Source organism: Thalassobacillus devorans (assembly GCF_011761345.1).
In the GTDB taxonomy this organism is placed as follows: domain Bacteria; phylum Bacillota; class Bacilli; order Bacillales; family Halobacillaceae; genus Thalassobacillus; species Thalassobacillus devorans.
On record NZ_JAASRY010000001.1, the window covers coordinates 1,007,623 to 1,033,217 of the forward strand.

23 protein-coding genes are annotated in these 25,595 nt (G+C 43.0%); all 23 read left to right on the forward strand.

Annotation, left to right across the window (positions count from 1 at the left end; translation table 11 throughout):
- The first annotated feature begins 10 nt into the window (after positions 1–10).
- The 23 genes from FHS45_RS05030 (at position 11) to FHS45_RS05140 (ending at position 25,374) form a co-directional block, all read left to right on the forward strand.
- A complete protein-coding gene (locus tag FHS45_RS05030) occupies positions 11–373 on the forward strand; it encodes a response regulator (protein ID WP_062445849.1) in 363 nt (120 codons plus the stop codon).
- Between the two features lie 19 nt (positions 374–392).
- On the forward strand, positions 393–1,064 hold the full coding sequence (locus FHS45_RS05035; RefSeq protein WP_082412050.1) for a flagellar biosynthetic protein FliO: 672 nt from the start codon (positions 393–395) through the stop codon (positions 1,062–1,064).
- Entirely contained in the window at positions 1,057–1,722 is a 666-nt protein-coding gene (fliP, locus tag FHS45_RS05040) for a flagellar type III secretion system pore protein FliP (RefSeq protein WP_062445851.1), read from the forward strand. The genes FHS45_RS05035 and fliP overlap by 8 nt, the downstream gene beginning before the upstream one ends.
- 18 nt (positions 1,723–1,740) lie before the next feature.
- Complete coding sequence (gene fliQ, locus FHS45_RS05045) at positions 1,741–2,010, forward strand: flagellar biosynthesis protein FliQ (protein ID WP_062445852.1); 270 nt, start codon at positions 1,741–1,743, stop codon at positions 2,008–2,010.
- Positions 2,011–2,013: 3 nt separating this feature from the next.
- Positions 2,014–2,793 (forward strand): flagellar biosynthetic protein FliR, encoded by a 780-nt coding sequence (gene fliR / locus FHS45_RS05050; RefSeq protein ID WP_062445853.1) that lies wholly within the window; start codon positions 2,014–2,016, stop codon positions 2,791–2,793.
- A gap of 1 nt (position 2,794) precedes the next feature.
- Entirely contained in the window at positions 2,795–3,874 is a 1,080-nt protein-coding gene (flhB, locus tag FHS45_RS05055; RefSeq protein WP_062445854.1) for a flagellar biosynthesis protein FlhB, read from the forward strand.
- Positions 3,875–3,894: 20 nt separating this feature from the next.
- A complete protein-coding gene (gene flhA / locus FHS45_RS05060; RefSeq protein ID WP_062445855.1) occupies positions 3,895–5,925 on the forward strand; it encodes a flagellar biosynthesis protein FlhA in 2,031 nt (676 codons plus the stop codon).
- Entirely contained in the window at positions 5,922–7,043 is a 1,122-nt protein-coding gene (gene flhF, locus FHS45_RS05065; protein WP_062445856.1) for a flagellar biosynthesis GTPase FlhF, read from the forward strand. The genes flhA and flhF overlap by 4 nt, the downstream gene beginning before the upstream one ends.
- On the forward strand, positions 7,033–7,911 hold the full coding sequence (locus FHS45_RS05070) for a MinD/ParA family protein (protein ID WP_148350117.1): 879 nt from the start codon (positions 7,033–7,035) through the stop codon (positions 7,909–7,911). Before flhF ends, FHS45_RS05070 begins: the two co-directional genes overlap by 11 nt.
- 27 nt (positions 7,912–7,938) lie before the next feature.
- On the forward strand, positions 7,939–9,222 hold the full coding sequence (locus FHS45_RS05075; RefSeq protein WP_062445858.1) for a chemotaxis protein CheA: 1,284 nt from the start codon (positions 7,939–7,941) through the stop codon (positions 9,220–9,222).
- 47 nt (positions 9,223–9,269) lie between these two features.
- Positions 9,270–9,578 carry a hypothetical protein gene (locus tag FHS45_RS05080; protein ID WP_062445859.1) on the forward strand — a complete coding sequence of 103 codons (309 nt, stop codon included), beginning with the start codon at positions 9,270–9,272 and terminating at the stop codon, positions 9,576–9,578.
- 51 nt (positions 9,579–9,629) lie between these two features.
- A complete protein-coding gene (locus tag FHS45_RS05085) occupies positions 9,630–10,406 on the forward strand; it encodes a FliA/WhiG family RNA polymerase sigma factor (protein ID WP_062445860.1) in 777 nt (258 codons plus the stop codon).
- 391 nt (positions 10,407–10,797) lie between these two features.
- Positions 10,798–11,295 carry a DUF6115 domain-containing protein gene (locus FHS45_RS05090; RefSeq protein ID WP_425086106.1) on the forward strand — a complete coding sequence of 166 codons (498 nt, stop codon included), beginning with the start codon at positions 10,798–10,800 and terminating at the stop codon, positions 11,293–11,295.
- Positions 11,296–11,450: 155 nt separating this feature from the next.
- Positions 11,451–12,200 carry a 30S ribosomal protein S2 gene (gene rpsB / locus FHS45_RS05095; protein ID WP_062445862.1) on the forward strand — a complete coding sequence of 250 codons (750 nt, stop codon included), beginning with the start codon at positions 11,451–11,453 and terminating at the stop codon, positions 12,198–12,200.
- Between the two features lie 180 nt (positions 12,201–12,380).
- A complete protein-coding gene (gene tsf / locus FHS45_RS05100) occupies positions 12,381–13,265 on the forward strand; it encodes a translation elongation factor Ts (protein WP_062445863.1) in 885 nt (294 codons plus the stop codon).
- 121 nt (positions 13,266–13,386) lie between these two features.
- Positions 13,387–14,109, forward strand: a complete 723-nt coding sequence (gene pyrH / locus FHS45_RS05105; protein ID WP_062445864.1) for a UMP kinase — start codon at positions 13,387–13,389, stop codon at positions 14,107–14,109.
- Between the two features lies 1 nt (position 14,110).
- The gene (frr, locus tag FHS45_RS05110) at positions 14,111–14,668 is read left to right on the forward strand and encodes a ribosome recycling factor (protein ID WP_062445865.1); all 558 of its coding nucleotides are present in this window, start codon (positions 14,111–14,113) and stop codon (positions 14,666–14,668) included.
- A gap of 294 nt (positions 14,669–14,962) precedes the next feature.
- The gene (locus FHS45_RS05115) at positions 14,963–15,730 is read left to right on the forward strand and encodes an isoprenyl transferase (protein ID WP_062445866.1); all 768 of its coding nucleotides are present in this window, start codon (positions 14,963–14,965) and stop codon (positions 15,728–15,730) included.
- 14 nt (positions 15,731–15,744) lie between these two features.
- A complete protein-coding gene (locus FHS45_RS05120; RefSeq protein ID WP_062445867.1) occupies positions 15,745–16,536 on the forward strand; it encodes a phosphatidate cytidylyltransferase in 792 nt (263 codons plus the stop codon).
- Between the two features lie 30 nt (positions 16,537–16,566).
- Positions 16,567–17,712 (forward strand): 1-deoxy-D-xylulose-5-phosphate reductoisomerase, encoded by a 1,146-nt coding sequence (gene dxr, locus FHS45_RS05125; RefSeq protein WP_062445868.1) that lies wholly within the window; start codon positions 16,567–16,569, stop codon positions 17,710–17,712.
- A gap of 111 nt (positions 17,713–17,823) precedes the next feature.
- A complete protein-coding gene (rseP, locus tag FHS45_RS05130; protein WP_062445869.1) occupies positions 17,824–19,080 on the forward strand; it encodes an RIP metalloprotease RseP in 1,257 nt (418 codons plus the stop codon).
- Positions 19,081–19,220: 140 nt separating this feature from the next.
- Complete coding sequence (locus FHS45_RS05135; protein WP_062445870.1) at positions 19,221–20,924, forward strand: proline--tRNA ligase; 1,704 nt, start codon at positions 19,221–19,223, stop codon at positions 20,922–20,924.
- Positions 20,925–21,078: 154 nt separating this feature from the next.
- Positions 21,079–25,374, forward strand: a complete 4,296-nt coding sequence (locus tag FHS45_RS05140; protein ID WP_062445871.1) for a PolC-type DNA polymerase III — start codon at positions 21,079–21,081, stop codon at positions 25,372–25,374.
- The last annotated feature ends 221 nt before the right edge of the window (positions 25,375–25,595 follow it).

Here is a 25,595-nt window from a genome sequence, read left to right on the forward strand (position 1 = left end):
GAGGGTTTATATGGCTAATAAAGTTTTAATTGTAGATGATGCTGCATTTATGCGGATGATGTTAAAAGATATCCTCACTCAACACGGATTTGTCGTAGCGGGGGAAGCGCAGGATGGGAAAGAAGCGATTGAAAAATTCGAAGCGATTACCCCTGATCTTGTGACAATGGATATCACGATGCCGGAGATGGATGGTATCTCAGCTCTGAAAGTGATTAAACAGAACCACCCGGACGCGAAAATTATTATGTGTTCAGCAATGGGCCAGCAGGCGATGGTTATCGAAGCGATTCAGGCGGGAGCAAAAGATTTCATTGTTAAGCCCTTTCAGCCGGAACGCGTAGTCGAAGCAGTTCAAAAAGCAATAGATTAAGTGTAGAAGTGAGGCTGTTATGTTTATAAATAGAGTGCTTTACATGCTTGGGGCCCTCGTCATATTGGTATCATTTTCATTGACTCCGGTAATGGCGACCCCTTCGGTGATTGATTGTACAGAAAATCCTGGATTGGAAGGGTGCAAGGAAGCGGGGACAGGGTCCACCGAATCACCGGTTAACCAAAATAGTCATTCGAACGAAATAAGCACAGCCAATGGTTCAATGGCTTGGAACCTTGTCCAGTTACTATTTTCACTCGCGCTGGTCCTTGGATTGATATACGGTCTCCTGAAGTTTTTTAATCGAAGAAATAAGTTATTCCAAAAAACGCGCAAACTTGAAAATATCGGTGGTCTATCGTTGGGGCCCAGCCGTTCCCTTCAGGTTGTTCGTATCGGAAGTCGGGTCTTAGTAATAGGAGTTGGGGACAATGTTGAAATGATTACAGAAATCACAGATGAACATACAAAAGAAGAGCTATTAAATTCGGAACCGGATACGTCAATGGAGCAGCAGATTTTCACACGTTTCTTTCAAAAGAAAAAAGAGAAACATGCCGCTTATGACAATTCCTCCTCTTCTGTTCAATTTCAACAATTATTTCAGCAAGAGCTGGGGGACCTGAAGGATAAGCGTAACCAGCTTTTACATAACAAAAAGCAGGGAGAGAGACATAACGATGAATGAATTCGTAGAGATCTTTTCAAGCTCAGATCCGGAGAACGTTTCTACAGCTGTCCGTCTCCTTTTGCTGCTTACCGTACTTTCGTTAGCCCCAGGTATTTTAATATTGATGACAAGTTTTACGCGTATATTAATCGTATTGTCATTTGTCCGAACTTCACTGGCTACTCAGCAGATGCCTCCTAATCAGGTCCTGATAGGAATAGCGTTGTTCCTGACTTTTTTCATAATGTCTCCCACTTTACAGGAAGTGAACGATCAAGCGCTTCAGCCATTATTCAATGAAGAAATCACGCTGGATGAAGCTTACGAAGAAGCCGCGGTGCCGATGAAGGAGTTTATGGCAAAGCATACGCGGCAAAAAGACCTGGCGCTTTTTATGAATTATGCTCAAATGGAACGGCCGAATACAATCCATGACATCCCGATGACAACCCTAGTCCCGGCATTCGCCATCAGTGAACTGAAAACCGCTTTTCAAATGGGGTTCATGATTTTCGTTCCGTTTCTCGTTATTGATATGGCAGTGGCCAGCGTCTTGATGTCGATGGGGATGATGATGCTGCCGCCAGTCATGATTTCACTGCCATTCAAAATCCTTTTATTTGTATTGGTCGATGGCTGGTATTTGATTACCCATTCGTTACTGGAAGGGTTTTAGAGACAGGAGGTAGCTTCAATGAACAGTGAAATGGTCATCTCACTGGCAGAAAGAGGAATCTATACGGTTTTGATAGTTACTGGTCCATTATTGATTTTGGCGCTTGGGGTCGGTTTGCTGGTCAGCATTTTCCAGGCTACAACTCAAATACAGGAACAGACGCTTGCTTTTATTCCGAAAATTGTAGCTGTCCTTCTCGGTCTTATATTCTTTGGACCATGGATGCTTACACAGGTAGTGGAATTCACAGCAGATATCTTTAGAAATCTTAATATATTGGTAGGTTAAAATATGCTGGAAACAATCAATTTGGCAAGCATTCCTGCATTTTTACTTGTATTGGTACGGGTGACTGCTTTTTTCGTTACATTGCCGCTCTTTTCCTATCGAAATGTACCTGCGCAGCATAAATTAGGCTTCGGTTTTTTCCTGGCGCTATTGATGTTTTTTACCATAGATGTTCCCATCGTGTTGCCTAATGGCACCTATATACTTTTACTTTTAAAAGAGGCGCTGGTCGGCTTGATGATCGGTCTGATTGCTTACATCATATTAGCTGCTATCCAAATTGCTGGAGGGTTCATCGATTTCCAGATGGGGTTTGCCATCGCCAATGTCATCGATCCTCAAACAGGGGCACAAAGCCCGTTGATCGGCCAGTATCTTTATACATTCGCCTTGCTGTTTTTATTAGCCGTCAATGGCCATCATCTGATGCTGGATGGGGTGTTTTACAGCTATGAGTTAATACCGATGCAGGCCTGGCTGCCGTTATCGGATGGTAATTTCGCTGACTTTGTCATTCAGGCATTCAACCAGATGTTCATCATTGCCTTTTTGATGGCTGTACCTGTGGTTGGCTGCTTGTTCCTTGTGGATGTCGCACTGGGAATCGTCGCACGGACTGTTCCTCAATTGAATGTATTCGTCGTCGGCCTTCCTTTGAAAATTCTCGTCGCATTTATTGTGTTATTTTTATCCATCGGAATTTTCATGATGTTAATTGAAAACTTGTTCGAAACGATGCTTGCTACAATGAGGGGCCTGATGCAACTGTTTGGAGGCGCATGACATGTATTTGAAACTAGACCTGCAGTACTTCGCAGGTGAAAAAACGGAGAAAGCAACACCTAAAAAGCGGCAGGATTCACGGAAAAAAGGGCAGGTAGCAAAAAGTCAGGACGTCAATACAGCAATCCTTATGCTTTGCATGTTCGCCCTGTTTATGGTGCTCGGGGATTTTCTTAAAGGTGTGATGACAGGCATGTATGAACATGCTTTCCAGGAATATATCCATTGGGATGTAACCGAAAAGAATGTTTTTCAGGTATTTACAGAGACAACGATTGAATTAAGCAAAGTTCTCGCGCCTATTATGGGTGTAGCGGTAATAGCTGGACTGGCTTCCAACTGGCTGCAAGTCGGCTTCATGTTTACCACTGATCCTTTAAAGTTCAAATTGAGTAAAATCAATCCAATCCAGGGAGCAAAAAAGATCTTCTCGGCACGGGCGCTCGTAGAACTGGTGAAATCGTTATTGAAAATCACCATGATTGGTACAATTACCTTCGCTGTAATCTGGTTAAGAAAAGATGACATGATGATGATGTCCCAGCGACCGGTCGAGGGGGCACTGGCTTTCTTTGGTCAAACGACCGTCATTATGGGGATAGCTTCAGCTATAGCCCTGTTGCTTATCTCGGTACTGGATTACAGTTATCAAAAATATGACTTTGAAAAAAGCATCAGGATGTCGAAACATGATGTCAAAGATGAACATAAAAATATTGAAGGCGACCCGTTAATTAAATCGAAAATTAAAGAGAAACAACGACAAATGGCCATGCAGCGGATGATGAGTGAGGTGCCGGAAGCAGATGTGGTCATCACCAATCCGACGCATTTTGCCATTGCGATTAAATATGACGAGGAAAAGGGCGACGCTCCGATCGTTCTTGCCAAGGGTGTTGATTTTGTCGCCCAAAAAATAAAAGAAGTGGCGAAGGCAAATAAGGTAGTCATGGTAGAGAATCGTCCCCTGGCAAGAGCGTTGTATGATGGTTCGGAAATTGGGGAGGCAATTGATGAAAAGTTTTATAAGGCTGTGGCAGAAGTGCTTGCCTATGTCTACCGTATCCAGAAGAAAGTCTAGAAAGTAAGGGGGAGAAGACAATGGCACCAAGGGATCTATCTGTTTTATTAGGCGTCATCATGATTATTATAATGTTGGTCATTCCCTTGCCGGGTTGGCTTTTAAGTTTTTTGATCTTAATCAACATCTCCCTTGCTTTGATGGTCATTCTTGTGTCCATGAATATGAAAGAGGCCTTGCAATTTTCTATTTTTCCTTCTTTGTTACTATTAATGACGTTATTCCGCCTGGGCTTGAATGTTTCCACTACTCGGTCCATTCTATCCAAAGCTGATGCTGGAGGGGTTGTCGATACATTTGGCACCTTTGTCATCGGAAACAATCCCCTGGTAGGTTTCGTAGTATTCATTATCCTGGTGATTATTCAGTTTTTAGTCATCACGAAAGGGGCAGAACGAGTGTCGGAAGTCGCAGCCAGATTCACCCTGGATGCCATGCCTGGAAAGCAGATGAGTATCGATGCCGATCTCAATGCCGGTATGATTTCCGAACAGCAGGCAAAAGAGCGCCGGGAAAAAATTGAACAGGAAGCTGATTTCTATGGAGCGATGGATGGTGGAAGCAAGTTTGTCAAAGGGGATGCTATCGCTGGAATTATTATCGTTTTGATCAATATTATGTTTGGATTGATCATTGGAATGGTCCAGATGGATATGTCTTTCGCGGAAGCGGTTGATGTCTATATGCGCCTCACTGTTGGGGATGGTCTTGTCAGTCAGATACCTGCGCTGTTGATATCTACAGCTACTGGCATTGTAGTCACTCGCGTTGCTTCAAAGGGGAACCTTGGGACAGACGTCACTAATCAGTTGCTGCAGGATCCTACAATGTTATACATAGCTGCTGGGACTATCTTTTTATTAGGATTGACACCGATTAACTTTCTTCTGACGACAATGATCGCCTCTATTTTAGCTTTTGGAGGCTATTGGCTGTCGCGCGATCCCGAAGAAGATGAAACGGACCTGGAGGAAAAAGAAGAAGAAGCGGATAGCAGTCAAATGAAGTCACCGGAGAATGTCGTCAATTTGATAAGTATGGATCCTGTTGAATTTGAATTTGGCTATGGTCTTATACCGCTCGCTGACACTAATCAGGGCGGAGATCTCCTCGACCGGATTGTCATGATTCGCCGTCAGCTTGCAATTGAACTTGGAATCGTCATTCCAGTGGTAAGAATAAGGGATAACATCCAATTAAGCCCTAATGAATACCGTTTGAAAATAAAAGGAAATGAAGTAGCCCGTGGAGAGCTGATTCTTGATCATTATTTGGCTATGAGCCCAGGGGACGACGATGAGGCGATTGATGGGATTGACACCAGGGAGCCTGCCTTTGGACTTCCAGCGAAATGGGTAACCGAAGAAGTAAAAGACGAAGCTGAACTTTCCGGATACACAGTTGTCGATCCCCCTTCTGTCGTATCTACGCACCTTACAGAAGTCATTAAAAAGCATGCTCATCAGCTGTTAGGAAGACAAGAGACACAGCAGCTGATCGATCATTTAAAAAATACTTATCCAATATTAGTGGAAGAGGTAACACCTGAACCACTCGGCGTTGGAGATATCCAGAAAGTGCTGGCGAAGCTGCTTAGAGAAAATGTATCGGTCAAAAACCTCCCAGTTATTTTTGAAACGTTAGCAGACTTCGGTAAAATGACCAACGATACCGAGCTGCTTGGGGAATATGCCAGACAGGGCCTCTCCCAGCAAATCACCGAACAATTTTCTAATGGTAGATCCATGAAGGTGCTGACCGTTTCCGGGAAAGTGGAAAAGTTGTTAGCTGATCATATCCAGCAGACAGAGCACGGCAGTTATTTAACACTCGACCCGGATACTCAGCAAACCATTATCCAATCTGTAGCGGAGCAGGCAGAACAACTATCATTGCAAGAAGAGACAGCGGTTGTCCTTTGTTCGCCGGCTGTCCGTATGTATTTGAAGCAATTGCTCGACCGGTATCTGCCTCAGGTCCATGTACTTTCCTATAATGAGCTTGAGCCAACCATAGAAGTCCAAAGTGTAGGGGTGGTGAATGTGGCATGAAAGTAAAAAAATATCAGGCACCATCCATGCCTGAAGTTATGACCCAGGTTAAAAAAGAGATGGGGAGCGACGCGGTGATTTTAAATTCTAAGGTCGTTTATCGCGGTGGTTTCCTTGGTTTATTCAAAAAAAAGAATATTGAAGTAATTGCAGCCATCGATCCTGATACTAGGGAACCTCATATTGCGGGCAGCCAAAATAAAATTAAGCAAGAAGCGAAACCGGTCCCTCCTCCCCCACAAAACGATCAATCAATGGATCTGGACGTAATAAGGGAAATCAAGGCAATGAAAAAGCTGCTTGAACGACAGCAGCCCCAATCGTTTCATTTAGCCTCACCTTTTAATGAAATATACGAGCAATTAATGGAACAAGAAGTTGCCCCGGCAATTGCAGAAGAAATCATAAATGATTGGAAGGAGCACAACAGGGATACTACACCTGAGGGTGGTATACATGAAGTTATCTCCTCTGCATTGAACCGTTTGAATCCGCTTTTATCATTTGGGGGAATCGATTATCGTAATCAATATATTCAGTTTGTCGGTCCTACTGGGGTAGGAAAAACCACTACGATTGCAAAGGTAGCCGCCCAGGCGGTATTATCTGCAAACAAAAAAGTAGCGTTTATTACAACGGATACCTATCGTATTGCTGCTATTGAACAATTGAAAACTTATGCAGAGTTATTAGATGTTCCGATTGAGGTCGCCTATTCTATTGAAGATTATATGGCAGCACGGGAAAAGTTCTCAGCTTATGATTTAGTATTGATCGATACTGCAGGAAGAAATTTTCGCGACGCGCAGTACATCAAAGAATTAAAAGAAATGATTGATTTCGGGGTAAATATGGAAACTTATCTAGTATTATCGCTGACCTCCCGATATCGGGATATGCAGGTGATTTACGATCAATTTCATGAAGTTCCAATTAATAAGCTGATCTTTACAAAAGCTGATGAAACTTCCACGTTCGGCTGCGCCTTGAACATGCTGCTTCGCAACAAAGTGGGAGCAGCCTACATTACAGATGGACAAAATGTACCGGATGATATTCGGGGAGCAACCATTGATTGGGTGGCATCGAGGATAGCAGGTGACAGAAATGATGCATGACCAGGCGCAGCAGTTGCGTGACCGTATGCTGGAAAAAAAGAATAGAGAAGAACATAAAGCCAAAACCCTTGCCATTATCAGTGGTAAGGGGGGAGTGGGCAAATCAAATTTTGCCTTGAATTTCTCTATTGCCTTAAAAGAGAGACAGCAGAGAGTTTTGTTGTTTGACCTAGATATAGGTATGGGTAATATCGATATCCTCATTGGGAAAAGTGCCACCCATAATCTTGTAGATCTGTTTGAGGGGGATGTATCTCTCAAGCATATTTTGACCCAGGGACCGGAATCATTGGAATACATAGCAGGAGGCTCAGGGTTATCCGAGCTGTTTCATTTGGATGAAAATCGGTTCCATCACTTTTTATCTGAGTTTGAAGCTATATCTAAATCTTATGATTATGTCATTTTTGATATGGGGGCAGGAGTTACAAACGACAGTTTAAAGTTCATTTTAGCTGCTGAAGAAACCATATTGGTCACCACACCGGAACCTACTGCGTTGACGGATGGTTATGCCATCCTTAAATATATTCATCAGCTACAGAGAAACATGAACATTTATATGCTGATTAATCGGGCTTCTGACATTCAGACTGGTAAGGAAACTCTGAATCGTTTTCAAAGGGCAGGAAAGCAGTTTCTTAATAAAGAATTGCATCCGCTTGGTATTTTACCTGATGATCCTAATGTTGGGAAAGCAGTAGTTTCTCAGGTGCCATTCTTACAATTCAACCGAAGATCATCAGCTTCTAAAGCGCTTTTGCAGATTACACAGCAATATTTGGATGGGTCTATTACTATCAACCAATCTGCAGAAACCGGGTTTGTGAATAGACTGAAACGGTTGATTTCAAATCAGGGGAGATAATTTTTAAAAGGGCAAGGGGGCCTGTATATGAAACAATACCTGGATATTTTTATCGAAGAAAGTAATGAAAATATTCAACGCATTAACGACCATCTGCTCGCCTTAGAAAAAGATCCTTTCAGCCTGAACCGAATCAATGAAGTCTTCCGTGCAACGCATACATTGAAGGGGATGGCTGCAGCTATGGATTTTCAGCACCTGGCCAAACTTACTCATTCGATGGAAAGTGTACTGGATGCTGTACGAAACCAGGCTATTCTCATTACGCCGCAGATCATAGATGTTCTTTTAAAAGCTGTAAATGATTTGGAATCAATCCTCATGAATATTGCGGCAGGCAATCACAGAAATCTGGATATAGATGCAACTATCTATCAGTTAGAAGTAGTCGAACAAATGGGCAGTTCTCCGGATGGATCCAATAATGCAGCTGAGCAGGAAAACCATACTTTTCCAGAAAACGAATTCGAAGATGCAGCACTAAAAAAACCTGAGGTCACCAGAGTAACTGGTCCTTATTTTCATACTCAGACTATGGAAGATACAACAATTCGTGTAAAGAAGGATCGGTTAAGCCAATTGTCTCAAGTGGCGGATAGGCTTGAAAGAGAAAAAGGGAAGTTAAACCAAATAACTGAATTAATCAATGATAAGGAATTACAGGCAACGCTGGGCCGTGTGTTAACATGCAGCACGGAATTAAAGCAGCTTACAACTGAGTTAAGGAAGATACCAGTTGGGCAAGTTTTTGCCAGATTCCCACGGATGGTCAGGCAGTTGGCCAGAAACCTCGGTAAAAACATCAACTTAGAAGTTAGCGGTGCAGAAGTTGAAATGGATAAATCGATTACCGATACCATCGCAATTCCTATTGTCCACCTGCTCCGAAATGCGATTGATCATGGCATTGAACAACCTGAGGAAAGAAAGCGTAGGGGGAAAAACGAAGAGGGTACCCTGACTCTTCGAGCTTATAAAGAAACAAGGCATTTTTACATAGAAATCACGGATGATGGCGCGGGGATAAGGCGCGATGAAGTAGTGCACAAGGCGATCAATCGTGGCCTTGTTAGTAAAAATGAGGCATATCATATGAAAGATTCACAGCTATTCCATTTAATTATGAGCAGTGGTTTTTCCACAGCAGATAAAGTTTCGGATGTGTCTGGTCGTGGTGTAGGGCTTGATATCGTGAAAAATACGATTGAATCCCTTGGCGGCCAAATAGATATCACTTCCCAAATAGGGAAAGGAAGCACGTTTCTTATCCGCCTGCCCTTAGGTAATGATGGTCAAGCAGCAATTACCTAAGGAGTGGACTGGATTGCAATGGTTATAGATGGAGGTGGCTAAAGAGAATGGCCGGAAATCTATTATGGAACTTAGCGTTAGCGATATCGGGATTTTTTCTCTCTTTGCTTCTATCACTGCAAAATAATTCCCTTGATACCTCCATGATAAGAGCAGCTTTCGTGTTTGTGTGTTTATATTTGCTTGGGTATTTTTTTCGCTGGGCATTTCAGTTTATTAAAGGGGAAAAGACCAAATTAGCAGTAGTAAATAAGGATATAAACGATCCTCTTCCTATTAATAAAGACGATGTAGAGGAGGTACAGCTATCCGCACAAGCTACAGAGGCAGTCAGACAATTATTAAAGGAAGATTGATAGCTTAATAAGCTAACTAGGTTAGAGATTTATAATTGAAGGAGGGAGAAGATGGCAAGCTCGTTATCGTTGGAAGAACAAGAGTTATGGAACCGGTGGCAGCAGGAGGAGAATATGGAAGCGGCCAATGAATTGATTGAAAATCATATGGATTTAGTCAATTTTCATGTGCAGCGGATTGCAGCTCATTTGCCTGCAAGTGTCAATAAAGATGATATTAAAAGTCTTGGTTTATACGGTTTATACGACGCCTTAAAAAAGTTTGATATCCAACGCGACTTGAAATTCGATACCTATGCATCTTTTCGTATTCGTGGTGCCATCATGGATGGTCTTCGAAAGGAGGATTGGCTCCCAAGGTCTGTCCGGGATAAAGCAAAAAAAATTGAACATGTCTCAGAACGACTCGAACAAAAATTACAACGGCTGCCCACTTCCAAAGAAATTGGGGAAGAAACTGGATTGGAAGAAGAAGAGGTTGCAGAAGTAGTGAAGGATGCTTTATTTGCAAATATCCTATCCATGGAAGATAAGACAAAAGATGGGAGCAATGACCAAACGGAAGGTGTGGGATACACTTTGCCGGATAATAAATCGTTGACTCCGGAAAAAAGTCTGGTCCGCCAGGAGAATCATCAGGATTTAGCTGATGGAATCCGCCAGCTGAAAGAGAAAGAGCAACTGGTGATCAGTTTATTCTACTATGAAGAACTCACGTTGACTGAAATCGGACAGGTATTAGGATTGACAACGTCAAGGATTTCTCAAATTCACGCCAAAGCCCTATTTAAACTCAAGAACAATCTTGGTGGCCTTATAAACGCATAGCACCAACTGTTGGGCCCGTTACCATGAGATATAAGGGATGGGCTGGGAAACGACTCGCTTTCCTGCGGGGGACCTGGCAAGCTTCCTCGGGCTAAGCCCTACGGGATCTCGCCTAGCCCCTTCTCCCGCGGGAGTCTCCCCGTTTCCCTGCCCATCCAACCAGTTTTGTAACAAACGGACCCTGCAGAAGGGGGAAAGCGCGTACAATAAACCTTCATCCTCAGGCATTTATAAGGATGTAAAGGGTCCATAGTCTTCTTTTTATTATCATAGGGCGTTTTTCACAAGTTTAATCAAGTCTTCGACTTTTCGGTATTTTATTGAAAAAGCTTATTATGACATATCAATAACAAGGGTTAACAGAGCCAAATTATAACCATTTAATGAGGTGATGGAACATATGACGACTTTCTTATTGGTCGTTAGTTTTTTACTCCATGGCATTATGCTCCTGGTCATTTTTATCCTTTTTGCCAGAGTGAAAAAAGCAGAAGAGTTGGAAATGAGGCAAAAGCAGGTAGCGGGGGAAATTGAGGAGATGTTTACCGCCTACTTACTTGAAATAAAAGAAGAGAATGAACAGCTAAAGCGATGGCTGAATGAAAGCCCGAAGAAATATAGGAACACTGAAATTAAGCAGCCTAAAAGTCATGAATACAGGAAAACTGCTAAAGAAGAAACGCACTCCGATTTGAATAAGGAGTACTCCGATCCTGTTTACAACCCTCCCATCCCGGGAAACAATGATATAGAGTATCAGCCTTCTTTGTCGACACGCGTAGTTGCCATGAGGAACGAGGGCTATACAATAGAAGATATAGCCCGTAAAATGGATTGTGGCAAAACAGAGATTGAATTAATTTTAAAATTCCAGCCACAAAAAATGTAATAATTACTTGATTGCACCAATGGCATATGATATATTTACTTTTGGTGTCAATACACACGTCCGCAGATTCCTGCCGAGGGTGCTCTGTTCCAGAGTTTCGGAAGGAAGATGAAGTGGACGGAGGATACTAAAAAAACCAAACAGGAGGAATTAACATGTCTGTTATTTCAATGAAGCAGCTGCTTGAAGCTGGTGTTCATTTTGGACATCAAACTCGCCGCTGGAACCCGAAGATGAAAAAATACATCTTCACAGAGCGTAACGGTATCTACATCATCGACCTTCAAAAGACGGTCAAGAAAGTAGATGAAGCATTCAATTATGTAAAGGATCTTGCTGCTGACGGAGGAACAATCCTTTTCGTCGGAACAAAAAAGCAAGCACAAGACACTGTACGTGACGAAGCTACTCGTTGCGGCATGTACTATATCAACCAACGTTGGTTGGGTGGTACGTTGACAAACTTCCAAACGATTCGCAAGCGTATCAACCGTCTGAAAGATATCGAGCGTATGGAGGAAGATGGAACATTTGATGTACTTCCTAAGAAAGAGGTAGTCGGACTTCTTAAAGAAAAAGATCGTCTGGTGAAATTCTTGGGCGGTATCAAAGAAATGAAGAACCTTCCTGATGCACTTTTCGTTATCGACCCACGTAAAGAGCGCATTGCGATTGCTGAAGCTCATAAACTAAACATTCCGATTGTCGGAATTGTTGATACAAACTGTGATCCAGACGAAATCGATTATGTCATTCCTGCGAATGACGATGCGATTCGTGCTGTTAAATTGCTTACTTCCAAAATGGCTGACGCTGTTCTTGAAGCAAAGCAAGGCGAAGAAACTGAAGTTGCAGAAGAAGCTGCACCAGCAGAAGATGCTGAAGTGGAAACTGCAACCGAGTAACAAAGGTTTCAAAGGTGATAAGAGGGTGGACCTTTTATCACCTTTTTTAAAGAGGATGTCCAAAGGCATGAGGACGTAACGATTATTATCGAGCTTCCACCCGGAGCCTGACTTCCTTTTTCTTCTTAACTTAATTGATGAAGCATACGTAAATGCTTAAATTTTAAAGGAGGAAATAACATGGCTGTAACTGCAAAAATGGTAAAAGAACTGCGTGAAAAAACAGGCGCAGGAATGATGGATTGTAAAAAAGCACTAACGGAAACGGATGGAGATATGGACAAAGCGATGGAATGGCTTCGCGAAAAAGGTATCTCTAAAGCACAAAAGAAAGCAGACCGTATCGCTGCAGAAGGTTCTGCCCACGTTGAAGTTGACGGTAACACAGCAGTATTGCTGGAAGTGAACTGCGAAACTGACTTCGTAACTAAAAACGATCAGTTTAAATCTCTTCTTCAAGAGCTTGGAAAACACCTTCTTTCTCAAAAGCCTGCAGATGCAGAAGAAGCTTTAGAGCAAAAGCTGCACGGTGAAGGAGATGCTGTTCAAGAGTATATCAACTCTACTATTGCAAAAATTGGGGAAAAAATCTCGCTGCGCCGTTTCACAATCCTTGAAAAAACGGATAACGACGCTTTTGGTGCATATATCCACATGGGTGGTAACATCGGTGTCCTTACCCTTCTTGAAGGTGCAACAGATGAAGCTGCAGCAAAAGACGTAGCTATGCACATTGCTGCTGTCAACCCGCGTTACGTTTCTCGTGATGAGGTTTCTGAAGATGAAGTAAATAAAGAACGTGAAATGCTTAAGACCCAAGCCTTGAACGAAGGCAAGCCTGAGCATATCGTTGAGAAAATGGTCGAAGGCCGTCTTGGCAAATTCTTCGAAGAGATTTGCCTGCTTGAACAAAGCTTTGTCAAAGATCCGGATCAAAAGGTTAAACAATTTGTTGAATCCACAAAAGGTTCTGTCAAAGGTTTCGTACGTTATGCGGTAGGAGAAGGCATGGAAAAACGTGAAGACAACTTTGCTGAAGAAGTCATGAGCCAAGTGAAAAAATAAGCATGCCTGAAAAAATAGGGGACACACGCAGTGTTCCCTATTTTCAAACATGCTACATACCATGTATATTGACAAGAACAAAAGATTATCAAACTGATAAAATAGGTATATGGAGGTTACTATGACTGCAGCTCGTTACCGTCGAATCGTATTGAAATTAAGTGGTGAAGCCTTAAGTGGGAAAGAGGGGTTCGGTTTAGATCCTGCTATCATCCAGTCTGTAGCGAAACAAATTAAGGAAGTTGCCGAACTAGGAGTTGAAATAGCCGTTGTCGTAGGTGGCGGTAACATTTGGCGAGGCAAAGTCGGAAGCGAAATGGGAATGGACAGAGCGAATGCCGATTATATGGGAATGCTGGCAACGGTCATGAATTCCCTGGCATTGCAGGATAGCCTGGAAAACCACGGTATTCCTACTCGTGTGCAAACTTCAATTGAAATGCGCCAGGTGGCTGAGCCATACATCCGTAGAAAAGCAATCCGTCACCTTGAAAAGAAGCGTGTTGTCATTTTTGCTGCCGGTACCGGGAATCCATATTTCTCTACGGATACTACTGCGGCACTGCGCGCTGCAGAAATAGAGGCAGATGTCATTCTAATGGCTAAAAATAACGTGGATGGCGTTTATAACGCTGACCCTAAATTCAATAAAGATGCTGAGAAATACGATCAGCTTTCCTATATGGATGTACTGAACGAAGGGCTTGGCGTTATGGATTCAACTGCCTCATCCTTATGTATGGACAACGATATTGCTTTATTGGTATTCTCAATTACTGAAGAGGGTAACATTAAAAAAGCAGTTCTGGGTGAAAATATCGGAACGATTGTTAGGGGGAAATAACATGTCCAACGAAGTAATCAAAGAAACGAATTCTAAAATGGAACAGGCGGTACAGGCGTACTCCCGTCAATTGGCAACTGTACGTGCTGGGAGAGCTAATCCTAACCTCTTAGACAGTGTTTATGTCGATTATTATGGTGCTTCTACACCGTTGAACCAATTGGCACAAGTATCAGCACCAGAGGCGCGCTTGCTTGTCATCACACCTTATGATAAATCTGCCATCGCAGATATTGAAAAAGGTATCCAAAAGGCAGATCTTGGACTGTCTCCTTCCAGTGATGGAAATGTAATTCGCATTAACATTCCGGCACTGACGGAAGAGCGTCGTAAAGATCTGGTAAAAGTTGTTGGGAAATATGCAGAAGAAGCGAAAGTCCAAATTCGTAATATTCGCCGTGACAGTAATGATAAGTTGAAGAAGCTTGAAAAAGACGGCGAACTTACTGAGGATGAATTACGATCTTTCCAGGACGATGTACAAAAAGCTACCGATAGCCACGTGGCAAAAGTCGACGAACTTTCCAAAAACAAAGAAGCAGAAATCCTGGAAGTATAAAGGAAAGGGAAAGTGTCTATTAAACTTAATAGGCGCAGAATGACTATACCTTTCAGTGTTAAAGTAAAAAGCCGCGCTGCAATTGGCGCGGCTTTCTATTTTGTCCGTCTGACCTTTTGGGTTGATTGTAAAACTATTAAAACTGTTATAAGCTTCGTTCCAAGCCGTTTTGTTAATCATTTACGTAGATTACTCTTATAGAAAGTTTTGACGTTATACTTTATGTCATTATACGCTTAGGGTAGGATTATAGTATAATAAATATGATAAGTATCCTTATTGGAGGATGTCGAAATGCCAATCAAAATTCCATTTACAAAAATTAAATCAAAGCCTGAAGAACAAACGCCTGATTTAGATTATAATCATTTACCATCTCACGTAGCTATTATCATGGATGGAAATGGAAGATGGGCAAAAAGCAAAGGTCTTCCAAGAATAGCAGGACATAAAGAGGGCATGAATGTAGTAAAGAAAATTGTCAGGCACGCTTCGAACCTGGGAATTGAGGTGTTGACTTTATACGCCTTTTCTACGGAAAACTGGAAGCGACCGAAGACAGAAGTCGATTTTCTTATGAAATTACCGATGGAATTTTTAAATACATATCTCCCGGAACTGATAGAGAAAAACGTACGCGTTGAAACTATCGGTGATTTCGAGAGATTGCCTCACCATACAAAGAAAGCTGTTCAGGAAGCGAAGAACCGTACGTCACAAAATACTGGCCTGGTGTTGAATTTTGCACTGAATTATGGAAGCCGCTATGAAATGGTGAAAGCTGTCAAACAAGTAGCGGACGAAGTGCGGGACGGTGACCTGGTTCCTGAGGATATCGATGAAGACTGTATTTCTGATCGTCTGTATACAGCAAACCTGAAAGAGCCAGACTTACTGATACGTACAAGCGGCGAGCAGCGTCTAAGCAACTTTCTACTGTGGCAATTAGCGTATAGTGAGTTTTGGTTCACTGATGTATACTGGCCTGATTTTGATGAAACATATTTTGAAAAAGCGCTGTACGACTATCAGAAAAGAAAACGTCGTTATGGCGGGATATAAGGTGTTGAAGTAGCATGAAACAAAGAACGATCACAGCAATTGTCGGAGCACTTATATTTCTTCCTTTAATCATTCTGGGAGGGTGGCCATTTAAAGTTTTCGTCTATTTGATTGCTAGTATAGGAATTTTCGAATTGATCCGAATGAAAAAGATTTCCCGGTATTCCATTCCTTCTATACTGACGCTTTTTTTAATGTGGGCTTTAATGTTCCCTTTCGGTGATGTGTTCGGTATGAAAGATGTTGATGTCACCAAATCTGAATTTACACTGCTTGCGGTTTTACTATTACTTAGTTATACCGTCTTGGTGAAAAACCGTTTCACTTTTGATGATGCAGGTTTCCTTTTGATTTCTGCCATTTATGTAGGAATGGGCTTCCATTATTTAATGGAAACAAGAGATAGTGGCCTGGTGTATATCTTTTATGCTTTGTTTGTCATATGGGCAACGGACACAGGAGCCTACTTATTCGGCCGCTCTTTCGGCAAGCATAAACTGTGGCCGAAGATCAGTCCCAAAAAGACAGTGGAAGGTGCAGTCGGCGGCATCGTGCTGGCCTGTATCGTAGCGCTCGCCTTTCAGCTATTCTATCCGGTACACTCATCTACTATCATTGTATTGATTGTAACCGTAGTGGTATCATTTTTCGGTCAGATTGGAGATCTCGTCGAATCTGCCTTTAAACGTCACTATGCGGTGAAGGATTCTGGCAGTATTCTTCCAGGGCATGGTGGTGTACTCGACCGGTTTGATAGTTTAATTTTCATATTACCTGTATTACATTTCATAAATTTCATTTCATAGCATTCAATAGAAGTGGGAGAGATTTATCATATGAAGCAAATTACGTTGCTCGGGGCCACTGGATCCATTGGCATCCAGACACTGGAAGTCATTCGGCTGCATCCTGATCATTTCTCGGTCTATGCACTTGCTTTTGGGAAAAATATTGAAAAAGCATTGCCGCTGATCAAAGAATTCTCACCAAAAATAGTTGTTGTCCAGGATAAAACGATTAAAAAACAAGTGGAAAGTGAATTCCCTGATATCCAAGTATTACTGGGAACGGAAGGGATGATTGCAGCAAGCACAGCAGCTGATGTGGATGTCCTGGTCAATGCTGTCATGGGCAGTGTAGGTCTTCCGGCAACCCTTGCAGCAATTGAAGCGCAGAAAGTCATTGCCATTGCAAATAAAGAAACGCTTGTAACAGCAGGCCATCTGGTGATGGAAGCAGCTTATAGATATAACGTGGATCTTTTACCAGTGGACAGTGAGCATTCTGCAATTTTTCAAAGCTTGAACGGGGAAAAACCGGACACGATTGAACGACTGGTTCTGACAGCTTCCGGCGGAAGTTTCAGGGACAAGACAAGGGAAGAACTGAAAGGTGTTACGGTAGAAGATGCCTTGAATCACCCGAACTGGAGCATGGGAGCCAAGATTACCGTTGATTCCGCTTCGATGATGAACAAGGGGCTGGAAGTAATTGAAGCGCACTGGCTCTTTCATATCCCTTACGAACAGATTGATGTTATACTTCATAGAGAGAGTGTCATCCATTCCATGGTTGAATACAAGGATAGAAGTGTCATTGCGCAATTAGGTACACCGGACATGAAAGTCCCAATTCAATATGCACTCACTTACCCGGACCGCCTTGATTTATCAATGACCAAACGGTTAAACTTAGAAGAAATCGCAACCTTGCACTTTCAGCCAATGGATTATGAACGTTTTCGCTGCTTGAAGTTAGCCTATCAGGCGGGGAAAGAAGGCGGGTCGATGACTACCGTTCTAAATGCCGCTAATGAGCAGGCTGTTGAGCTATTCCTGAATGGGAAAATCTCATTTCTGGATATAGAGACCTTGATTGAACAAGCTTTAGAAAGCCACCAAACCATTGCCAAACCTGATTTAGAAACGATTATCGCAATTGATCAGGAAACAAGAAGCCAGGTGTGCTCGTATTTAAAATAAAACACTGTTAAATGTTGTTATTGATAGTTTCAATTGTTCGTACGTCTGAGTTTGTCTTCGTAACTATCAATAGAAAGATTTAACAGCGATTAAAAAGGAAGGTGCTTCTTTTTGACGACTGTTATTGCTTTTATACTCATGTTCGGTGTTCTTGTATTTGTGCATGAGTGGGGCCATCTGATCTTTGCCAAGAGGGCAGGGATGCTTGCAAGGGAATTCGCGATCGGCTTCGGTCCGAAAATTTTTGCCTTCACGCGAAATGAAACGCTATATACCATTCGTCTGCTCCCTGTCGGCGGTTATGTAAGAGTCGCAGGAGAAGACCCGGAAATCATCGAATTGAAAGCAGGACATCACGTAGGTTTGGAATTCAATGAGCAAGGCAAAGTCAATAAGATTATTGTCAATAACAAATCCAAACATCCAAACGCGCGTGTGATCGAGGTAGAAAAGGCGGACCTTGATCACCGACTGGTCATTGAAGGATATGAAATCGATGAAGATGAAAAGCTGTTTTTTGAAGTAGATCCTAAAGCCTTCTTTGTAATGGATGAAAAGGAAACACAAATTGCCCCATATAATCGGCAATTCGCTTCCAAAACGGTAGGTCAGCGGGCCATGCAGCTGTTTGCTGGGCCATTGATGAACTTTGTTTTGGCGATTATCATCTTTTTCATCCTTGGTTTCATCCAGGGGGTTCCGGTAAATGAAGCACAAATTGGTAATATAGTTGAGGATACACCTGCAGAGCAGGCAGGTTTGCAACAAGGTGATGAGATTGTAGCAATTGAAGGACAGCAGGTAGCAACCTGGGATGAGTTTACTGAAATTGTCAGAAATAACCCTGATACAGAGATGGATTTTACTGTAATAAGGAATGGACAAGAACAGGAATTTTCCGTCACACCTGCAGCAATTGAACAGCAGGATGTTAAAATAGGACAAATTGGGGTAGAAAGAGCTTTTGAGGATTCGTTCCTGAAAACAATCCAATTCGGTTTCACGCAAACCTATGATTGGACGGTGCTGATTCTCACCAATTTAGGGAAGCTGGTAACTGGACAGTTTTCACTGGATATGCTGTCTGGACCTGTCGGTATTTATGATGCCACGGACAAAGTGGTACAGACTGGCATCATCAATTACTTGATGTGGTCCGCTATATTGAGCATCAACCTCGGCATCGTCAACCTCCTGCCATTGCCAGCACTTGATGGGGGACGGCTTTTATTCGTTGGAATTGAGGCGGTAAGAGGAAAGCCGATTGATCCACAGAAAGAAGGCGTAGTGCACTTTATTGGGTTTGCACTGCTAATGCTATTGATGCTGGTAGTAACCTGGAATGATATACAACGCCTATTCCTCTGATAACTTATCTTCTGTTACAATAGAAAGAGGAAAGCAGGTTTTATCAGTAACGAAACGAATGCAAAGTCTGCTGGAAGTGGAGGGTTTACACCCTTTACTTCCAGTTTTCTATCACGTAGTAATGAATAGGGGTGTTTAGTATGAGGCAAAGTGAAATGTTATTACCAACTTTACGTGAAACCCCAGCCGATGCTGAAATAAAAAGCCACCAGCTTCTAGTCAGGGCAGGCTATATTCGCCAGATCGCCTCTGGTGTGTATAGTTTCTTACCGATCGGTCGCAGAGTGTTGCGTAAAGTAGAAGAAATTGTAAGAGATGAAATGGATAAAGCAGGGGCACATGAGATGCTTATGGCTGCTCTACAGCCAGCTGAACTGTGGAAGGAAACGGGGCGCTGGGATACATTCGGACCAGAGCTGATGCGTCTTCACGATCGACACGAACGGGAATTTGCACTTGGGGCGACTCATGAAGAAGTAATCACAAGCATTGTCAGGGATGAAGTAAAGAGTTATAAAAAACTGCCACTTACTGTGTATCAAATTCAGAATAAATTCCGCGACGAAAAACGACCACGTTTTGGATTACTTCGAGGCCGGGAATTTTTAATGAAGGATGCCTACTCTTTTCATGATTCGTTTGAAAGCCTTGATGGTACATACCAAAGACTTTTTGATGCGTATTCCAATATTTTTCGTCGTTGCGGTTTGAATTTCCGGGCGGTCATTGCCGATTCGGGGGCAATGGGCGGTAAAGACACCCATGAATTTATGGTACTATCCGACGTCGGGGAAGATACGATTGCATACTCCGATACTTCCCGCTATGCCGCTAACATTGAGATGGCACCTGTCATCACAGAATATGATAAGTCGAATGAAGAGCCGAAAGAGATGGAGAAAGTAGCCACTCCGGAACAGAAGACGATGCAGCAAGTAGCTGATTATCTCGGTCATGGATTGGATCAGGGCTTGAAGTCAATCATGTTCAAAGTGGACGAGCGGTTTGTTATGGTCGTAACACGTGGGGATCATGAAGTAAATGATGTAAAGCTTAAAAACCTTTATGATGCCAGTCTGATTGACCTTGCTTCCGAAGAGGAAACAAGAAAATTGATGGGTGCAGGGTTCGGCTCCCTCGGTCCTATAGGTGTACCGGCGGAAGTAGAGGTAGTTGCTGACTTTGCGGTTGAAGCGATGGTCAATACTACCTGTGGAGCTAATGAAGAAGGATACCACTTTGTCAATGTAACACCAGGGAAAGATTTCTCTATCGATAAATATGCTGATTTGCGTTTTATTCAAGAAGGAGATCCTTCACCAGATGGAGAAGGCAATATCAAATTTGCCCGTGGTATTGAAGTAGGACATGTGTTCAAACTAGGGAAGTTCTATGCCGAGAAAATGGATGCTACCTACCTGAATGACCAGGGGAAAGCAAACACTATGATTATGGGATGTTATGGCATTGGAGTATCTCGTACGTTGGCATCGATCGTGGAGCAGTATCACGACGAAGATGGAATCACATGGCCGGCGAATGTCGCTCCTTATCATGTACACTTATTGACATTGAACCCTAAGAAAGAAGAGCAGGCGGCACTTGGAGAAGAATTATACCAAAAGCTTCAAGCTCAGGGAATTGACGTTTTATATGATGATCGGAAAGAACGTCCAGGTGTCAAATTTGCAGACAGTGACTTAATTGGTATCCCGCTGCGGATAACAGTCGGAAAGCGCGCCGGTGAGGGCATTGTAGAATTCAAAGAACGTGCGACCAAGGAACAACTCGAACTTGAAACAGACCAGGTCATCGCTCAAGTAAAAACATTCCTTGGCAAATAGAAAAAGAATTTCATCTTGATTAAGTGGATATACCCTTGCTACATTTATATGCGAGGGTATATTTTATTGCACGGAATGAAAATCGATTGGATGAATTTAGAAAAGCGGTATTCAGTAGTTTGTAAAGGCTGCAGATACACTGGGAGGAATCATCGTGGGAGTTTCAAGTAGAGAGAAGATGGAGTTGTTATTAGAACAGATTCAGTTTCCCGAAGAGCTGGCAGAGCAGCATATGGGAAAGTGTTCTTTGAAGAAATTGGACGTTTATACGCAAACAAAAGCGTGGCACTTTCATTTTCACCTGGAATGCCCGCTGCCTCCATCTGTTTATCAGTTGTTCACAACGAAATTGCAGGAAGGGTTCAGGCATATAGCTGAAGTAGTGGACTGGACGATGCATACAGATCAACAATCGCTTGAAGAACAAGACCTGCTGGATTATTGGAAATGTTTTGTCACTACTGTACCTCAGCTGTCTCCGGCGTATAAGGATCTAGTCTTAGAACAACAACCAGAAATTAACGGTAATAAGATTATGTTAACATGCAGGAATGAAGCAGAAAGTCACGCTGTCAGGAAGCGGCTGCACGAGCCGCTGATCTCCTTCTGCAAGAAAGTGGGCATCCCGCCTTGCGCGATAACTACTAAAGTGAAAAGTCAGGAAGAAGAAATCAAGAAGTTCCAGCAGGAGCGCCAAAAAGAAGATCAATTATTTGTCCAGCAGGCCGTCAAGGAAAAAGAAGAACGTGCAAAACAACAGAGCGAAGGACAACATGAAGGTCCCGTCATGATCGGTTATAACATCCAGGAAGAACCTGACAAGATGAGCGATATCCTCGAAGAAGAACGCAGGAAAATCGTTCAAGGTCACATATTTGATGTCGAGGTGAAAGAACTTCGTTCCGGACGCCATCTGCTGCTATTGAAAGTGACGGACTATACGGATTCTTTTTCTATCAAAATGTTCTCCCGCGGTGATGATCACGCGGAACAATTCAAGGCGATTAAAAAAGGAATGTGGATTAAGGCGCGTGGAAGTATCCAAACGGACAATTTCACTTCAGAACTGACTATGATGGCAAACGATATTAATGAAATAAAGCCATCCCTGCGCGTCGATGAGGCACCGGAAGGAGAAAAGCGAGTCGAGCTCCATGCCCATACTACCATGAGCCAAATGGATGCGCCGGTAGCTCCGGGACGTCTGATAGAGACCGCTGCCAGATGGGGCCATGAAGCGATTGCTATCACAGACCATGCAGTAGTACAGGCTTATCCGGAAGCCCATAGCGCAGGAAGTAAGCATGGGGTAAAGATAATTTACGGCGTTGAAGCGAATCTGGTTGATGATGGCGTGCCCATCGCTTATGAAGAACAGGATAGAGAACTGGCGAATGATACGTATGTCGTATTTGACGTTGAAACCACTGGTCTGTCTGCTGTCTATGACAAAATCATTGAACTCGCTGCAGTAAAAGTAAAAGATGGTGACATCATCGATCGTTTCGAATCATTCGCAAATCCACACCATCCATTATCCCAGACAACGACTGATTTAACAGGGATTACCGATGATATGGTAAAAGATGCACCAGAAATCGAAGATGTACTAAAAGACTTCCATGAGTGGACAGGAGACTCGATTCTTGTTGCCCATAATGCCAGCTTTGATATGGGCTTCCTTAATGCAGGATACAAAAATATTGGCCTCGGGAAGTCTGAGTTACCTGTAATCGATACATTGGAACTTGCGCGTCTGTTAGTTCCGGAGCTGAAGAATCATCGGTTGAACACATTATGTAAGTTTTTTGATATTGAACTCACTCAGCACCACCGTGCGATATATGATGCGGAAGCCACAGGGTATCTATTATGGAAGCTCGTTAAGAAGGCACTGGAAAGAGGAATTACAAATCATAAGAACTTGAACGATTATATGGGGGAAGGGAACGCCTATCAACGCTCCCGGCCTTTCCACTGCACACTGTTAGCGACAAATGAGACCGGATTGAAGAATATCTACCGCCTTGTTTCCCATGCGCATATTGATTATTTTTACCGGGTGCCGAGAATACCAAGATCGAAATTATCCAAACTGCGTGAAGGGGTCCTTATTGGCTCCGGTTGTGATAAAGGTGAAGTTTTTGAAACGATGATGCAAAAGTCAGAAGAAGAAGCGGAAAAAACCGCTGAATTTTATGACTATATTGAAATACAGCCACCAGGAAACTATCGACATTTGATAGAAAAAGAGCTTGTGCAGAATGAAGCACAAATCTTTGATATTTTGAAGAAGCTGGTTGCCATGGCAGAGCGGCTGGGCAAGAAAGCGGTAGTTACCGGAAATACTCATTATATTGAGCCGCATGAAAAGATGTACAGGCAGATTCTGATATCTTCTCAGAATGGAAATCCATTGAATCGTCAAACACTCCCAGAGGTTCATTTTAAGACGACAAACGAATTGTTGGACGAATTTGCATTTCTAGGTAAGGAGAAAGCGAAAGAGGTTGTCGTCACTAATACTCAGGCAGTAGCAAATCAAGTGGAAGAAGTCTCACCGGTGAAAGAGGACCTTTATACGCCTAATATTGAAGGTGCCGACCAGGAAATCAGGGAAATGTCTTACAATAAAGCGAAGAGCCTGTATGGGGATATGTTGCCTGAACTGGTAGAGAAAAGGTTAGAAAAAGAATTGGACAGTATTATCGGGCATGGGTTTGCTGTCATTTACTTGATTTCTCAAAAGCTCGTGAAAAAATCATTGGACGATGGCTACCTGGTCGGTTCCAGGGGATCGGTTGGTTCCTCTTTCGTTGCCACGATGACAGGAATTACGGAAGTGAATCCATTGCCTCCGCATTATGTATGTGCCCATTGCCGGGAGCCGGAATTTTTCACGGACGGGTCAGTAGGGAGCGGGTTCGACCTGCCAGAAAAAGATTGTCCTAAATGCGGGGAACCGATGAATAAAGATGGTCAGGATATTCCGTTTGAAACCTTCCTAGGGTTTAAAGGGGATAAAGTCCCCGATATTGATTTGAACTTCTCCGGTGAATATCAGCCGCAGGCGCATAACTATACAAAGGTACTGTTCGGTGAAGACAAAGTTTATCGTGCCGGTACGATCGGTACGATCGCAGAAAAGACTGCTTATGGTTATGTGAAAGGTTATGCCGGCGACCATCAATTGCAATATAAAAATGCTGAAATCGATCGTCTTGTCCAGGGATGCACAGGTGTCAAACGGACCAGTGGCCAGCACCCGGGCGGTATTATCGTCGTGCCTGATGATAAGGAGATTTATGATTTCACACCGATTCAGTATCCAGCGGATGATACGAAAGCAGAATGGCGTACTACTCACTTTGACTTCCATTCCATTCACGATAACCTATTGAAGCTCGACATACTCGGACACGATGATCCGACGGTTATCCGAATGCTTCAGGATTTAAGCGGGATTGACCAGAAAGAAATTCCGGTTGATGACCAGGAAGTCATGAAAATCTTCAGTGGGCCGGAAGCGCTGGGCGTTACTGCTGATGAAATTCTTTGTAAGACTGGCACTCTGGGTGTTCCTGAATTCGGCACACGTTTTGTCCGTCAGATGCTAGAAGATACCAGCCCGAAAACATTTGCGGAACTGGTCATTATTTCAGGGCTTTCCCACGGAACTGATGTGTGGCTGGGTAATGCCCAGGAACTGATCAATGACGGCATCTGTACATTGCCGGAAGTAATCGGCTGCCGGGATGATATCATGGTTTATCTGATGCACAAAGGGCTTGAACCGTCCCTTGCCTTTAAGATCATGGAATTCGTCCGTAAAGGGCGCGGTCTCCAGGATGAGTGGATTGAAGAAATGAAAAAACATGGGGTGCCAGACTGGTATATTGATTCCTGTAAGAAAATCAAATACATGTTTCCGAAAGCCCACGCGGCTGCCTATGTATTGATGGCTGTACGGATCGCTTACTTCAAGGTTCACTACCCAATTTACTTCTATGCTGCCTACTTTACGGTGCGTGCCAGTGATTATGAACTGGAAACCATGGTAAAAGGTTCAGATGCAATCAGGAAGCGGATCGAAGAGATTCTGGCAAAAGGAAATGACGCCTCTCCAAAAGAGAAAAGTTTACTTACTGTGCTGGAACTATCTCTTGAAATGTGTCAGCGCGGCTATTCCTTCCAGACCGTAGATCTTTATAAATCCAGTGCCAGTGAATTCCTTGTAGAAGGGGATACATTGATTCCACCTTTCAACGCGATCGATGGTCTTGGCACGAATGCTGCCATCAACATCGTAAATGCCAGGGAAGAAGGAGAGTTCCTCTCTAAACAGGACCTTCGGGAAAGAAGCCGCATTTCGAAGACAGTTCTTGAATACCTTGACCAGCAGGGCTGCCTGGAAGGCATGCCGGAAGAGAATCAGTTGTCCTTATTCTGATTGGTATGAAGGTGCTTTCTTGCATTAAAAAGGAACGTATGGTATATTTTTAATGGTTAGAAAAGTGATACGGAGGACGGCGAAAGAGTGGGGCAACCCGCTCTTTCGTTTATCTTTACGGTTATTTTTCTGTTTCGATTTCGCACCTGTTTGTGCACTACACTTGCTGTAGTGCCGTATTTTTGTGGATGACTGCATGTAACAAATGCAGGCGGAGTGCC

Bases quoted from the DNA above. Each gene is read 5' to 3' on its own strand.
- FHS45_RS05030 (WP_062445849.1), top strand. From the start codon at position 11: ATGGCTAATAAAGTTTTAATTGTAGATGATGCTGCATTTATGCGGATG.
- FHS45_RS05035 (WP_082412050.1), top strand. From the start codon at position 393: ATGTTTATAAATAGAGTGCTTTACATGCTTGGGGCCCTCGTCATATTG.
- fliP (WP_062445851.1), top strand. From the start codon at position 1,057: ATGAATGAATTCGTAGAGATCTTTTCAAGCTCAGATCCGGAGAACGTT.
- fliQ (WP_062445852.1), top strand. From the start codon at position 1,741: ATGAACAGTGAAATGGTCATCTCACTGGCAGAAAGAGGAATCTATACG.
- fliR (WP_062445853.1), top strand. From the start codon at position 2,014: ATGCTGGAAACAATCAATTTGGCAAGCATTCCTGCATTTTTACTTGTA.
- flhB (WP_062445854.1), top strand. From the start codon at position 2,795: ATGTATTTGAAACTAGACCTGCAGTACTTCGCAGGTGAAAAAACGGAG.
- flhA (WP_062445855.1), top strand. From the start codon at position 3,895: ATGGCACCAAGGGATCTATCTGTTTTATTAGGCGTCATCATGATTATT.
- flhF (WP_062445856.1), top strand. From the start codon at position 5,922: ATGAAAGTAAAAAAATATCAGGCACCATCCATGCCTGAAGTTATGACC.
- FHS45_RS05070 (WP_148350117.1), top strand. From the start codon at position 7,033: ATGATGCATGACCAGGCGCAGCAGTTGCGTGACCGTATGCTGGAAAAA.
- FHS45_RS05075 (WP_062445858.1), top strand. From the start codon at position 7,939: ATGAAACAATACCTGGATATTTTTATCGAAGAAAGTAATGAAAATATT.
- FHS45_RS05080 (WP_062445859.1), top strand. From the start codon at position 9,270: ATGGCCGGAAATCTATTATGGAACTTAGCGTTAGCGATATCGGGATTT.
- FHS45_RS05085 (WP_062445860.1), top strand. From the start codon at position 9,630: ATGGCAAGCTCGTTATCGTTGGAAGAACAAGAGTTATGGAACCGGTGG.
- FHS45_RS05090 (WP_425086106.1), top strand. From the start codon at position 10,798: ATGGAACATATGACGACTTTCTTATTGGTCGTTAGTTTTTTACTCCAT.
- rpsB (WP_062445862.1), top strand. From the start codon at position 11,451: ATGTCTGTTATTTCAATGAAGCAGCTGCTTGAAGCTGGTGTTCATTTT.
- tsf (WP_062445863.1), top strand. From the start codon at position 12,381: ATGGCTGTAACTGCAAAAATGGTAAAAGAACTGCGTGAAAAAACAGGC.
- pyrH (WP_062445864.1), top strand. From the start codon at position 13,387: ATGACTGCAGCTCGTTACCGTCGAATCGTATTGAAATTAAGTGGTGAA.
- frr (WP_062445865.1), top strand. From the start codon at position 14,111: ATGTCCAACGAAGTAATCAAAGAAACGAATTCTAAAATGGAACAGGCG.
- FHS45_RS05115 (WP_062445866.1), top strand. From the start codon at position 14,963: ATGCCAATCAAAATTCCATTTACAAAAATTAAATCAAAGCCTGAAGAA.
- FHS45_RS05120 (WP_062445867.1), top strand. From the start codon at position 15,745: ATGAAACAAAGAACGATCACAGCAATTGTCGGAGCACTTATATTTCTT.
- dxr (WP_062445868.1), top strand. From the start codon at position 16,567: ATGAAGCAAATTACGTTGCTCGGGGCCACTGGATCCATTGGCATCCAG.
- FHS45_RS05135 (WP_062445870.1), top strand. From the start codon at position 19,221: ATGAGGCAAAGTGAAATGTTATTACCAACTTTACGTGAAACCCCAGCC.